At 57.3% G+C, this 13,536-nt stretch carries 11 protein-coding genes and 1 pseudogene; 3 read left to right on the top strand and 9 right to left on the bottom strand.

The genetic code is table 11. The features are described from left to right. Window positions 1-2,217, bottom strand: a 2,217-nt coding sequence (locus VEV40_RS13540; protein WP_324833037.1) for a TonB-dependent receptor, incomplete at its 3' end; no start/stop codon positions are given. Window positions 2,218-2,234: 17 nt separating this feature from the next. Then, on the bottom strand, window positions 2,235-2,942 hold the full coding sequence (locus tag VEV40_RS13535) for a DUF5666 domain-containing protein (RefSeq protein ID WP_324833035.1): 708 nt from the start codon (window positions 2,940-2,942) through the stop codon (window positions 2,235-2,237). 130 nt (window positions 2,943-3,072) lie between these two features. On the opposite strand from VEV40_RS13535, the gene VEV40_RS13530 reads away from it, so the two are divergent. The 3 genes from VEV40_RS13530 (at window position 3,073) to egtD (ending at window position 6,241) form a co-directional block, all read left to right on the top strand. Continuing rightward, window positions 3,073-3,822 (top strand): VIT1/CCC1 transporter family protein, encoded by a 750-nt coding sequence (locus VEV40_RS13530; protein WP_324833034.1) that lies wholly within the window; start codon window positions 3,073-3,075, stop codon window positions 3,820-3,822. A 168-nt stretch (window positions 3,823-3,990) separates the two neighbouring features. Continuing rightward, window positions 3,991-5,244 carry an ergothioneine biosynthesis protein EgtB gene (gene egtB, locus VEV40_RS13525; protein ID WP_324833032.1) on the top strand — a complete coding sequence of 418 codons (1,254 nt, stop codon included), beginning with the start codon at window positions 3,991-3,993 and terminating at the stop codon, window positions 5,242-5,244. Between the two features lie 19 nt (window positions 5,245-5,263). Beyond that, entirely contained in the window at window positions 5,264-6,241 is a 978-nt protein-coding gene (gene egtD, locus VEV40_RS13520; RefSeq protein ID WP_324833031.1) for an L-histidine N(alpha)-methyltransferase, read from the top strand. On the opposite strand, the gene moaC is transcribed toward egtD, so the two are convergent. From moaC to VEV40_RS13485, 7 genes and pseudogenes are all read right to left on the bottom strand, one after another. Beyond that, window positions 6,220-6,690 (bottom strand): cyclic pyranopterin monophosphate synthase MoaC, encoded by a 471-nt coding sequence (gene moaC, locus VEV40_RS13515; RefSeq protein ID WP_324833029.1) that lies wholly within the window; start codon window positions 6,688-6,690, stop codon window positions 6,220-6,222. The genes egtD and moaC overlap by 22 nt on opposite strands. A 9-nt stretch (window positions 6,691-6,699) precedes the next feature. After that, window positions 6,700-7,923: a gephyrin-like molybdotransferase Glp gene (gene glp, locus VEV40_RS13510; protein ID WP_324833027.1), complete on the bottom strand. Its 1,224-nt coding sequence runs from the start codon at window positions 7,921-7,923 to the stop codon at window positions 6,700-6,702. A 243-nt stretch (window positions 7,924-8,166) separates the two neighbouring features. After that, complete coding sequence (locus VEV40_RS13505) at window positions 8,167-9,270, bottom strand: carboxypeptidase-like regulatory domain-containing protein (RefSeq protein ID WP_324833026.1); 1,104 nt, start codon at window positions 9,268-9,270, stop codon at window positions 8,167-8,169. A gap of 108 nt (window positions 9,271-9,378) precedes the next feature. Beyond that, window positions 9,379-10,068 carry a 7-cyano-7-deazaguanine synthase QueC gene (gene queC / locus VEV40_RS13500; protein WP_324833024.1) on the bottom strand — a complete coding sequence of 230 codons (690 nt, stop codon included), beginning with the start codon at window positions 10,066-10,068 and terminating at the stop codon, window positions 9,379-9,381. A 6-nt stretch (window positions 10,069-10,074) separates the two neighbouring features. Beyond that, window positions 10,075-11,418: a methylenetetrahydrofolate--tRNA-(uracil(54)-C(5))-methyltransferase (FADH(2)-oxidizing) TrmFO gene (gene trmFO, locus VEV40_RS13495; RefSeq protein WP_324833023.1), complete on the bottom strand. Its 1,344-nt coding sequence runs from the start codon at window positions 11,416-11,418 to the stop codon at window positions 10,075-10,077. After that, window positions 11,415-11,903, bottom strand: a complete 489-nt coding sequence (locus tag VEV40_RS13490) for a GNAT family N-acetyltransferase (RefSeq protein WP_324833022.1) — start codon at window positions 11,901-11,903, stop codon at window positions 11,415-11,417. Before VEV40_RS13490 ends, trmFO begins: the two co-directional genes overlap by 4 nt. A gap of 97 nt (window positions 11,904-12,000) precedes the next feature. After that, a pseudogene (locus tag VEV40_RS13485) lies at window positions 12,001-13,536 on the bottom strand (hypothetical protein); the annotation flags it as partial.

Raw genomic sequence — 13,536 nt, 5'->3', positions numbered from 1 at the left:
GGGATATTTACCGGAGAATGGGCCGACCTGGTTCGGTTGCACGGGGACGACGGTGGTGAAGTCGTTGCCGGCGTCGAGGTTCACGAGGCGGTTGTCTTTCTCTGAATAGGGTGAGAAGTATTCATAGCGCAGCCCGGCGAGGACGGTGAAGTTCGGGAGCGCCTGCCAACTGTCCTGCGCGAAGAAGTCCCAGACGTTCGCGCGCAGATAGCCCTTCTGATAGGGGGCCTGCAAAGCTGTCTGCTGCGGAAAGCCGAGGAGCAGGTCGGCGAGGTCGGAGCCAGTCGTGGAAACGCCGGTGGGGGTTGTCGCTGATGAGCCGGGCTGGTGGGTGAAGAGTCCGGTGAAATAGAAGCTGCCGGTAGAGTTGGCCTCGCCAATCATGTCGAGGTGCACGCGGCGGTAGTCGCCGCCAAATTTGAAGTTATTCTTCTTGTGGATCCATGAGCTGGATTCGGTGACGGAAATGGTCTGGTTGACGTGCAGGTTCGGCTGCTGCTCGTTGAGTCCGGTGAACTGCGTGAAGGTGAGGCTGGGCAGGCCGTAGTTGAGCGGGCTTGCGGGTCCATTGAAGATGTTGATGCCGAGCTGACCGGCAACATCAGTGGTGTTGGTGAAGTAGTTGAGGAGTTGCGTGTCGCTGCGGTTCCATCCTGCAGTGAGATTGTTGGTGAGCTTGTTTTTGCCGAGGGTGTAGCCGGCCTGCACAGAATATTGATGCGTCTGCTGCTTGCCGCCGAGGTCAGGGAAGATGTTCAACTCATCAGCCGCGTTGTGACTATAGTTGAAGTTGGCGTTGATGGTCTGCCGCCAGGTGTTGGTGCCCTGTCCCATGACCTGACGGATCATGCCGATGATGGGCGAGCCTCCGGCGCTGGAGCCGAAGTTATGGATGAAGCGCACACCTACGTTGGTGGTGTTGGTCTGCGCGGTGGAGATGCGCTGATAGTTCTGGAATGCTCCGGGAAGGTTTTGTTGCGGGATGTAGGTGAGCAGTCCGGTTGCCTGCGGAGCAATACATGCTGCGGGTATGACATTGCCGATGAACGGCTGTCCGGGCGTATTACCGTTGGCTGTGCAAAGCTTTCCTCCCGGCGCGGTCAACGGATTATAGATGGTGATGGGCTCACCGCTTTGGGTGGTCAGCGCGGAAAGGTTGCCGGTGCGTTCAAGCGCGGTAGGTACAGTTCCGTACTGATTGAAGGGTGATGAACTGTGGTTGCCGGCAAGGGTGAAGAAGAGAAAATCCTTGGTGTCTTTGGCCAGGATTTTCGGAATGTAGGGCGCGCCGACAAAAGTGAGACCAAAATGATTTGAGGCATAGGCGGGCTGATTCAACGGCGCTCCACGAATGGAGAATGGCTCGGCGTTGAGGGCGGAGTTACCGCCATTCCAGAAGATGGCTCCGTGGGGCTGGTTGGGCTTGAAGTTGCGGAAGTTGCCACGGATGCGAATGGCCCCACCACCTCCACCGCGTGGTCCGCCTCCACCTCCGCCCGGTCCTGCCATAAAGAAACTGTCTCCACCAGCGCCTCCTCCACGTCCGCCGGGCGTTTGCGAAAGCGACTGCTGGAACTGGGCGTCTTCCATGTTCTGGCGCATTTGGCTGAAGTCGATTCCGGCGAATGGATTTGTCGTTCCGCTCTGTCCGCTGACCGCGACTGATTCGTTGGAGAAGTCAGAGTTGTTGGCGAGCGATGGAAGTTGCGTGTCGGAACCGCTGTTGCCGCCTCCGGCCTGGATCAATCCTTCTGCCGCGCCGAGCAGGTTGAGGTTCTGGGCACCGCTGCCGGCAAACTGCCGCAGACCCTGCGCAATCTGGGCGGCCTGGTCGGTACCGCCTTCCTGCTGCACGGCGCGCGATGCGAGCACGAGCGAGAAGTCGGCCTGTTGATCACGCGATGCGGCATTCAGCAAAGCTTCTTTCGTGATGGCCGCAAAGGCGGCAAAGTCCGTCTTGATGACGTAGCGGCCATTCTGGGGAATAGCCAGCGAATACGCGCCGGTAATGTCAGTAACTGTGCTGTACTTTTTCCCGGTCAGCGTATTGGCGGCTGTGATGCTTACACCGGGAAGAGGAGTGTTTCCGGATTTGACAACACCGTGAATGGTTCCACCAGCCTGGACCGTAGTGGTTGTTGATGCGGGCGCAGGCGTTTGCGCAATGCAGGTTGCCGAAATGGTCAGCAGGAGATTAAGAGTCAGCAATCGGAGCACGGATAAAATCCTTATCATTACTGCGGTTGCTGCTGTGGCTGCGGTGCTACGGCACTATCGTGATTGGGCCCTTGGCCCATCGGTCTGTTGCGGGGTTCAATTACGGTAAGCTGTGTAGCCAGGAAGTTGCCGTCTTTAAGAGCGCCGCGCGATGTGACGGTGTCGCCTACTTTAATATCGGCCAGCGTGATACTTTCGCGGTGCTTCTGGAAGGACGTGTTCTCATCAACGGCGATGGTCTGCGTTTTTTTGTCGGGGCGCTCGATGGTGAGAGTGAGGTCATTGATGGCTGTGATCTTGCCCGCGGTCCAGGTCTTGCCGAAGTCGGCCTGCATTTGCTTCATTCGGGCCACTTGCTCGGCGTCGAGGACGGCGAGGAAAACCGCGCCGACGGTGTGCGCCTTGTCATCGACTTCGCCGCCGGTCATGACGACGTCTCCGACGTGGATGTCCGCTGCCTTGATTGGCTCGCGGTCCTTCATGATGTGAGTGTTGGGGCCGGTGGCGATTTTGTAAGTGGTTCCGTCCTCGGCCTTGATGATGAAGTCGCTGCCAGAGATGGCAGTGACCGAGCCATGAACAGCGGTGCCCATGCCGAAGAACCTGCCTCCGCGCTGGCTGCCCTGGCGTTCGTATTGGCCATCAGGCTGCTGGGCAAAAACTGGCGTGAGCGCCAGAGAATAAAGAAGCAGAATTGATGCAAGCCTAAGATGGGTCGATTTCATGGAGTGCTTATACCTTTTGGCACAGAAGCGAATAGACCATTCTGGACTATCTGATAGACGTAAAAAGTTGGCCTGGGGTCTCATTGGTGGTCATTGAATTTTATTTGGGAATACGCGTGGATCGGGCTTTTTGTTCAAGGGTTTGCCGCTATCGGGTAAACTGCCGGAAATGTCGCATATTCAGGATATAGCTCATACGGAGGCGCACTTCGAATCCAGCAACGTAGTGCGCGATATCGTAATTGGGATGGCGGATGGGTTGACGGTTCCATTCGCGTTGGCCGCGGGGTTGTCGGGAGTCGGAGCTTCGACGCACGTTGTGGTAATCGCGGGGCTGGCAGAGATTGCCGCCGGATCGATTGCCATGGGGCTGGGCGGCTATCTGGCATCGCGCGGCGACGCGGAGCACTATGCAAGCGAGCGCGGGCGTGAAGAGATGGAGATTGTGGACCGCACGCGTGATGAAGAGCAGGAAATATACGAAATCTTCGAAAAGTATGGCGTTACTCGGGCCGAGAGCGATCCGGTGCTGCAGGCGCTCAAGCGCAATCCCCGGTCATGGGTTGATTTCATGATGCGCTTCGAATTGGGGTTGGAGGAACCGGAGCCGCAAAGAGCGCGGCAGAGCGCAATTACTATCGCCCTTTCATATATTGTGGGAGGGCTGATACCGCTAGCGCCTTACATGCTGCTTCAGGACGGTCTCCATGCACTGGCGGCGTCGGTGGTGACAACACTTCTTGCACTGCTTGCATTCGGCGCGGTAAAAGGGCGAGCGACCGGGGCGGGAATATTACGAAGCGGGTTGCAGACGCTTTTGATTGGCGGTCTTGCCGCGGCAGCAGCATACGGGCTGGCGCGGATGTTTCAGATGAGGTAGAGAACTTCGTAATTCGGGAACCAGCATCTGGTCTCCCACCCTATCACGCAACAGAAGCGCGATATGATGGGGCACCCGGTATCTTTGGCTGAAATGTGTTGTCGGTGCTTTTTCGAGCAACGTCTTACGGCAAACGGTCTCTAATGAAAGAGTAGGAACGAGGTCCTGATGAGTTCACTGGCGACCCCCACCGCCGCAGCTTCTTTGTCACAGAAGTTCTGTAATGTGCGGCGGCAGAGCGAGCTGCTCTGTGCGCCGCTTTCTCCTGAGGACATGATGGTGCAGTCGTGCGCGGAAGCAAGTCCTGCGAAATGGCATCTGGCTCATACAACATGGTTCTTCGAGACATTTATCCTGCGGGAGCTTGATACCGAATATCGTCCTTTTCATCCCGATTTTGTCTGGCTTTTTAATAGCTACTACAACACGGTTTCAGACCAGCCCGAGAAAAAGCTGCGCGCCTCGTTTTCGCGTCCCGGAACGCAGGAGATTCAGGCGTATCGCAAGTATGTAGATGCAGCCTTGCAGATGCGGCTGCGCAATGGCGTCTCCGAAACAGAGCAAAGGGTGGTGTTGGGACTGCACCATGAGCAGCAGCACCAGGAACTGCTGCTGACTGACATCAAGCATGCCCTGTGGACAAACCCTTTGCGTCCGGCCTATCTGGAGCTGCCGTTCGAGAACCTGAATGCGGCGGCAGCGAAGATGCAATGGTGCGATTATACCGGTGGTCTTGTGGAGATTGGCCATAAGGGCGATGGCTTTTGCTTCGACAACGAATTGCCCCGCCATCGTGTCTACCTGGAGCCTTTTTCGCTCGCTTCGCGGCTTGTGACCTGCGCGGAGTATCTGGCGTTCATGCAAGATGGAGGCTATCAGCGGTCTGAATTGTGGCTTTCAGAAGGATGGCAGGTGGTTCAGACCGAACGCTGGCGCGCGCCGCTTTATTGGTATCAGGATGCCGATACCGAAGAATGGCATGTGTTTACGCTACGCGGCGAGGTCTCGCTGAACGATCTGGCTCAGACCGCGGTGTGCCATGTGAGTTATTTCGAGGCTGACGCCTATGCACGCTGGGCGGGAAAACGGCTTCCAACAGAAACGGAGTGGGAAGTTGCCGCATCTGATGCAGGTGTGGACGGAAATTTGCTAGAAGACGGCATTTTGCATCCCGGTATTGCGGCGGGGAGTCAGATCTTTGGCGACACATGGGAGTGGACAGCAAGCGCATATCTGGGATATCCGGGCTTTCACGCACTGCCGGGTGCGCTGGGTGAGTATAACGGGAAATTCATGTCAAACCAGATGGTGTTGCGCGGCGGTTCATGCGTGACTCCGAGGACGCATATACGGGCGAGCTACCGGAACTTCTTTTCTCCAGCAACGCGCTGGCAATTCTCAGGTATTCGTTTAGCCAGGTAGTTTTCGAGGAGCGGAATCGATGTACGTTCTTTCCTGTCCACATTTGCCTGAGGGGGCGCAGACTCCGGTTGGCTCCGAAGTGTATCGAGGGCTGACGGCTAGGCCGAAGATGTTGAGCCCATGGCTCTTTTATGACGCGCGGGGCTCGGACCTTTTCGAGCAGATAACGGAATTGCCGGAGTATTATCCGACACGCACAGAGCGCTCAATCCTGAGTGCGCATGCCGACCAGATTGTGGCTGCGGCGGCGGGCTGCGAACGGCTCACAATGATTGAGCTGGGCGCGGGCACTGCGACCAAGACGGGGTTGCTGTTGAAAGCGGCTGTCCGGCTTCAGGACGAGGTGACATATCACGCGATCGATGTCTCCAGAACAGCTCTGGATGAAGCGAAACGACGCATAGAAGCTGAGCTCGAAGGCGTTGCAGTTGTTCCGCGCGTGGGCGATTATACCGAGGGATTAGGGCGAGTCGAGGCGGATGGGCAGCGGCGCATGGTGCTGTATATCGGATCTAGCATCGGAAACTTTGAGCCTGAGGACGCGCTGCAGTTATTGAGAGACATTCGCAGAGAACTGAAGGCGGGAGAGAAACTGCTGCTCGGCGTGGATATGATCAAAAACTGCGAAGTGCTGCTGCGCGCCTATGATGATGCTGCCGGGGTCACGGCAGCCTTCAATAAGAATGTTTTGGCGCGAATCAATCGCGAACTGGGCGCAAATTTTAATCTCGACCTGTTTCGTCATCGCGCGCTCTGGAATGAGGAGCGCTCGCGCATTGAAATGCATCTGGAAAGCCGAATAGCGCAGCGGGTGGTGGTTCCGGCACTGGAACTGGAAGTGAAACTGCAACGGGGCGAAACCATTCATACCGAGAACAGTTACAAATTTCGCGACGAAGGCGTGATTGAGATGCTGGAGCGCGCGGATTTCTGCCTGAGCGACCACTGGACGGATAATTGTGACTGGTTTGGGGTCTATCTTGCGACTGCATGGTAGTCGCCGCTCTTTCCGCCAGTTTTGCGTTCCAATCTGACTTCGCGGATGACGATGCTCTTATCGAGCGCTTTGCACATATCGTAGATCGTCAACGCCGCGATGGAGGCGGCGGTCAGTGCTTCCATTTCGACGCCGGTCGGACCAGTTGTTGCAGCTTTGCTGCGAATGGCGATGCCATCGGATGTAATTTCGGTGATCACGTCAATAAAGGTCAGCGGCAACGGGTGACACATCGGAATCAGATCTGAGGTCCTTTTGGCAGCTTGGATTCCAGCAAAGCGGGCTATTTCCAGTGGATTGCCCTTTGGATTCTTGGGCAGCGCGGCAAGGACTTCTTTTGAAAGCACAACGAAGGCCGAGGCCTCCGCTTCGCGTCGTGTTGCGGCTTTGGCGCTCACATCGACCATCCTTGCTTCGCCGGCTTCGTCAAAATGCGAGAGCTTGTTCATGGAATTAGCCTAAACCAGCAGCACGGAAACGCAGTCACCGGCGGCGAGTTTCTCTGCGTCTGATGGAATGACAACGAAGCCGTTTGCGCCGGCAGTGCTGGCGAGATCACCGGAGCCTTGCCATGAGATGATAGCGGCCTGAGGCGCGGCGATATTGAAGTCAACTCGGGCGGGCAGAAAGCGCGTGAGTCCAGGCTTGACTCGGTGGTCGTGAGCGAGTCGCGCAAGCATGAAGCGCAGGCCGGGATGGGTTTCTCCGCTGAATGCGGCGATGAGCGGCTGGGGGAAGAGCAGAAACGTGACCATGGTGGAGACGGGATTGCCCGGCAGTCCGAAGAAGTATTGCTGCGGCAGCTTTCCGAAGACGACTGGGCGACCTGGCTGGATTTTCGCTCCGGTGAAAAGAAATTCAGCGCCGAGCGACATTAGCGCTTGTTCGACGAAGTCGTATTTTCCCATGGATACGCCGCCAGAGAGCAGCAGCAGATCACAGCCGGATGCGCTGCGGATAGCGGACTCGATTTCAGGCTTGTCGTCGGTAGCGACAGGGAGGATGACGGGCTGCGCTCCGGTGAGCTTTGTCTGCGCCGCTAATGAGTAACTGTTTGAGTTACGAATCTGATGCGTGAGCGGAGTGTGATCTACGGGCACCAGCTCATCGCCGGTGGCGAGGATAGCGACACGCGGACGGACATAGACGGGAACGATTGCATATCCGCAGGCTGCAGCGGCTGCAATGTGCGATGCGGCCAGGCGCGTTCCCGCAGATACAATGACGCTTCCGGACTTCGCCTCAGCACCTGCCGGAACGATGTTTTCTCCGGGTTCGACAATGCGGTCCGAATCAACAAGCAAGGTATCTTCGTTCGTCTTGATGTGTTCCACCATTACGACGCAGTCGGCTCCAGTGGGAACGGGCGCTCCAGTCATGATTTCAATGGCTTCCCCTGCGGCGAGTGGCACCCCTTTCCATACATCTCCTGCTTTTAGCTGGCCGACAATCTGAAGCGGCTTTGCTCCGTCTATGTCTGCTGCGCGGCAGGCGAATCCATCACGCGTGGAGCGCGGGAAGGGCGGCTGATCGCGGTCAGCAAGAATAGGTTCGGCAAGGACGCGATGGAAGGCTGCCAGCAGCGGGACTTGTTCGACCGCCGGCTTGTGACGGAGTACTCTTTCAACTTCTTTTCTAACTGCGCGGGCTGCGTCGGTGTATGTGAGGACGATGTCGGGCACGAGTTGATTTTAGGATATTGCTTTCCCATCCTGTCGCAAAAACCGCGACAGGATGGGGCACACAGCAAATAGTCAATGTGTTGAAAGAAGAATCACGGAACTGCAGGTCCCTTCGGCTGCGCTCAGGGCAGATCCTTCGACTGCGATTGCTCCGCAACCTTCGCTCAGGATGACAAGTTTTAGAAACAAAAAAGAGCGCCCGCTGGCAGCTGCGGCGCTCTTTTTTGAGTAAAAGGTTTGAGGCTAGCTCTTTTTGCCCGCCTTATAGCTGCTCTTGATCGTTTGGCCGGATTCCTGAAGAACGCTCTTGACTTCAGGGGCGAAGGGGCCGTCGGGAGCAAGCTCGAGATATTTCTGGTACGCGTCTGCGCACCCGGGAGGCAGGACAATCTTGCCTGTCTTCTGATCGACGGTCGCCTTGTTGATGAGCGCCTTGCCCTTCAGGTAGTAGGGGATCGGCTTGGTGGGATCGGCGGCGATGGCTTTATCGGCTGCGGCTACTGTACCGTCCACCTGTCCAGCGCGGTCCATGATGATGGCTTCATTGGTGTAGTACATGGACGATTGCGTCGGGTTGAGCTTGACTGCTGCATCGTAGGCGGCCGCAGCGTCAGTGGGTTTGCCTTCATTGGCGAGGACTTCGCCAAGAGCATTCTGGGCGCCAGCTTCAACCTCGGGATTCGGCTTTTTGCTGGCGGCGTCGAGTTCGACGGCCTTCTTCAGTGAAGCTTCGGCATCGCTGTTCTTCTTCTCGCCTGACTGTGCCACACCAAGTTCAAGCCACAGCACGGCGGCGTCAGGCTTCGCCTGGGTGTCCTTCAACATTAACTGCTCAGCTTCAGCGAAATTTTTGTTCTTGTTGTCTGTGCGCGCCTGAGTCAGGTCCGCGTTCAGGTTCTTGATGGCCGCATTTTCCTTCATGACCGTAGCATTTTTGGACTTCAGCTCTTCAAGCTGTTTGCGCTGCTCGGGCGACAGATGCGACATGTACTCGGCGCGGGTCATGTCGAAATCCTGGGCGGTGTCGGCCCCGGCAGCTATCTTTACTTCGGGAAACTGGTCGAGCACCTTGTCGGCAGGCGTGTCGGGACGGCGCAGAGAAAGAGTGTATGTGCCTGGGGCGACGTTGTCGCCCTTATAGTCGCCGTTCGCGTCGGAGTTGAAGGTGTATTTCGCGGTCTTGCCGCCATCGGTGGAGAGGGTGACGATGCCGTCCGTGATGGCGACGCCAGCCGGGTCCTGAATGTGGCCATGTATTTTGCCGGTTTCCTGGGCGAATGCGGGGGTGAACAGCGCCGATACCAATGCGGCGAGTGCAACCGCCATCCAGAGCTTTGTCTTTCTCATAGTTCTTCTCCTTGAAGGAGCGGGCGACGGTTGATTTGTTGCGCTCGTCCTTCGGTATTCAAAAAATCTCTTCTCTGGACCGGGTTCATGTTCCAGCGGTACCAGCTTCTAACTGCGATGCGCGGCGTAGGGGATTCGGTCTTCCGATCCGGCTTCTGCGAATGCGCGGAGGCGGAGGACGCAACTCTCGCATACGCCGCAGGCGAATTCCTCGCCTGAGTAGCATGACCACGTTAAATCCAATGGCGCGCCAAGTTCAAGGCCAAGCGCCACGATCTGCTTCTTCCGCATATGGATGAGCGGAGTGACAACTTCGATGTCTCCCTCTTTTGTTCCAGTGCGGATAAGTTGCTGAAAGGCCTCGTAATAGGCCGGACGGCAGTCCGGGTAGCCGGAACTGTCCTGCTCGACCGCGCCAATGAAGATTTTTTTCGCGCCAAGGACCTCAGCCCAGCTTACGGCTGCTGACAGGAAGTGCGCGTTGCGGAAGGGGACATAGGTCACGGGGATCTCGGCGCCGATCTGGCCGTTTTCTGAGACTTCGGGGACGGCGATGCTGGCATCGGTAAGGGCGGAGCCGCCAATGCGGCGGAAGAGGTCGATCTTCAGATGCAGGAAGTTCTTGAATCCGAGCGTGTTAGCTATAGACCGGGCTGAATCGAGTTCCTTGGCTTCGGTGCGCTGGCCATAGCTGAAGTGGATTGCGTAGGCATGGTAATTGCGTGCGGCCAGTGCGGCGCAGACACAGGAATCCATGCCTCCGGAGAGGCTCACCACGGCCTTGGTGGATGTGGGCATCACTTCTTATGGTAACGCGATCGACCCTGTCAAAATGCTTTTCCACCATTCCTGAAAGGCAGCCAGGGATCTCTCGCATTGCAGGCGATGGCGTTCTTTCTTGTCCCGAATTTTTTTGCGCAGCTCTTCTTCGAGTGGAATTAATAGGTCAAAAGTAATGTTGGCGGGTTGGAAGTGTTTCGGGTCGGCTTTTGTGATGTAGTTCACGAGCGAGCCTAATGCGGTTTCGCGAGGGACCGGTGTGGGAGTTGCGCCTTGTGCGGCGGCTGCGGCGTAGAGCCCGGCGAGCAGGCCGGTGGCGATGGATTCGGTGTAGCCTTCGACACCGGAGATTTGACCGGCGAAGTAAATGTTGAGGTGATCGCGCAGGTTGAGCGATTCTGTCAGCACGAGCGGAGCGTTGATGTAGGTGTTGCGGTGAATCTGGCCGTAACGCAGGAACTTTGCGTTTTCGAGGCCGGGAATGAGGCGCAGCACGCGGGCCTGTTCGACGTACTTGAGGTGGTTCTGAAATCCAACGAGATTGTACGAATCCGCGCGCAGGTTTTCGCAGCGTAGCTGGACGACTGCATACGGAGTTTTTCCTGTGCGCGGGTCACGCAGGCCGACGGGTTTCATGCAGCCGAAGCGGAGGGTGTCGCGGCCGCGGCGAGCCAGTTCTTCAATCGGCAGGCAGCCTTCGAAGTAGCAGAGCTTTTCCCACTCTTTTTCCTGCACAGTTTCGGCAGAAATGAGCGCGTCGTAGAAGGTGTCGTACTCTTCTTTGGTGAAGGGGCAGTTGATGTAGTCGGCGGTGCCCTTGTCCCAGCGCGCGGCGAAGTAGACGCGGTCCATATTGATGGAGTCGGCTTCAACGATGGGGCTGATGGAATCGTAGAAGGCAAGGTGGTCGCTGCCGGTGAGGCGGGCGATTTCGTTGGAGAGCGGGGATGAGGTCAGCGGGCCACTCGCGATGATAGTGATGCCGTCTTCGGGGTAAAGTTGTATTACTTCTTCGCGGTGGACGGTGATACGCGGCTCGTGCTCGATGGCTTCGTTGATACGGCACGAAAACTCGACGCGGTCAACGGCGAGAGCGTGTCCGGCGGGGACGGCGCTTGCGTCGGCGCAGACGAGGAGCGGCGATCCGGCGCGGCGCATCTCCTGCTTGAGGAGCCAGGGCGCAGTGTTTTCGCTCTCGGATTTGAGCGAGTTGGAGCAGACGAGTTCGCCGAAGTCGGCGGTCTGGTGCGCAGGCGTGGAGCGCACTGGACGCATCTCGTAGAGGTCTACGTCTAGGCCTGCGCGCGCGATGATGAGCGCGGCTTCCGGGCCGGCGAGTCCGCCCCCAATGACGCGGATGGGGTTCACGCCGATACCTCAGTCGCAGCAGCGAGCGCTTTAATTGCGTCGCCGGTCATGCGCATGCGACGCCAGTCGGGCAGCATAATGGCGCCGATGGAGTTGTAGAAGTCGATGGCTGGCTGGTTCCAGTCGAGTACATCCCATTGGAGGCGGGCACAACCTCGCCTTGACGCTGCGGCTGCGACGTGATTCAGCAGCGCTTTGCCAATTCCTTTTCCACGAAATTTGGGGAGGACGAAGAGATCTTCAAGATGAAGACTTGGCCCTTGCCAAGTTGAATAGATGGGGAAATACAGAGCGAAGCCTGCGGCTTGGCCGTCTTCTTCTGCAATGAGGCATTCGTAGTAAGGGTTTGGACCGAAGCCGTCGCGCAGCAGTTGTTCTTCGGTGATTTTGACCGAATGCGGTTCGCGCTCGTACTCAGCGAGTGCGCGGACGAGCGAGTACATGAGGGCGATGTCTGAGGACATGGCCGGGCGGATGGTGGTCATCCTCTCCATTTTATCGGGGCAGTATCCTTGCGATTTCAGCGAACCAGAAAAAAGCGACAGCAGCGTTCGCTGCTGTCGCTTTCAGGAGGGCGCTCACTTAGAACTGATAGCGCAGACTGAACTGCATCTGGCGGTCTGAGCCGTAAGTGTTGCCCTTGCCCGTTACTTTGCCGAAGGTACTGCTGGTCGGGTTTGTGGTTGGATTGTCGAGGTTGGGGTGGTTCACGAAATTGAATGCCTCGGCCTTGAAGATGAGGCGGTTGTTTTCATGCGCGGGGATAACGGTGAAAGCCTTCTGCATGGCGATGTTCCAGCTCTGGAAGCCTGGGCCATAGACCTGGTTGCGGGTTTCGCGCGGAGAGAAGGTCCCGGCAGCCGGCTTCTGGAAGACATTCGTGGTGAACCAAAGATTGCTGTTGGAGTTGTTCGGTGAGCTCTGCTTTAGCATCTGCACCGGGCCGGTGATGGTCCAGAGCTGGTTGCCCGAGCCGGGACCTACGCCGGCAAAGTCGTCGCCGGTCGAAACAGAAAGCGGATAGCCGCTCTGGAACTGCGATGTTCCGGAGAGCTGCCAGCTGCCGAGGACGTTCCTTGCTGCCCAGTTCGAGGCATGGTTGGCGAAGGGAATGTCCCAGACGTAGTTGATAACGAGAATTTGGCGCGTATCAAAGTCGCTGGGGCCGTAAAACTCCTTTGGGTCGTAATAATTGGGAATGTTAGTGCCAGCGTCAGAGGCGCTATCCATGCTCTTCGACCAGGTGTAAGCGATGCCGAACATCAGGCCATTAGTGACGCGGCGTTTCAGATTAGCCTGCAAGCTGTGATAGTTGGAGACCGCGTCGTTGGTCTCCTGCTGGATGACTGAGAAGCCCTGGTAGGGGCGAAGAGCGTCAGGCTTAGCCACGCTCGGATTGGCCTGCCGAGTGCCCGGCAGCAATTGATTGATGTTCTCCAGATGCTGGAGGTGCAGTCCATGCCTGCCTACATAGCCGAGAGTGAAGACTCCGATGCCGGTAAATTCACGCTCTGTGGTGAACGTCCAGGTCCATGCTTCCGGAGAAGGGAAGTGATAGGCATAAGACGTCATGTTGATGGGGTAGTTGTTGGAGCCAACACCGCCGGGATCATCTACACCGCCATAGCTGACGGTGGCGGATGGCTGGAAGGGAGGATTGCCTCCGAGGTGCACGCTGTCGCTCACACCCAGCCGCTCAAAGTAGCGTCCGGCCCCGGCGCGGATGACTGTTTTGGGGTTAATTGAGTAGGTAATGCCAAAGCGCGGCTGGATGTTGGTCCAGACAGTGGGATTGTAGCCGCGATCAAAGCCGTGAAGGCTCTGGTAGTAGCTGTTGTTCAGGATGTCATCGGGGACGTGTCCTTTGGCAACGCTGGGAAAGCCCTTGCCGGGGATTACAACACCATCCATCAGATTCGCGCCGCTGACAAATCCCGTTGTCGGATCCACGGTAGGCGCTGTGGAGGGATCATAGGTTGACGGAGAGAAGACTGAGAGGTTTCCCCACCGCGCGTAGTAAGGCTGCATGATGCTGTGTCGAATGCCGTACTCGATGACCAGGTTCGGCCTTGCGCGCCAGGTGTCCTGAGCAAAGTACTCATACATGTTGCTCAGGAA

It is taken from the genome of Alloacidobacterium sp. (assembly GCF_035631355.1).
Taxonomy (GTDB): Bacteria; Acidobacteriota; Terriglobia; order Terriglobales; family Acidobacteriaceae; genus Alloacidobacterium.
This window is presented reverse-complemented; position numbering and strand designations above follow the sequence as displayed.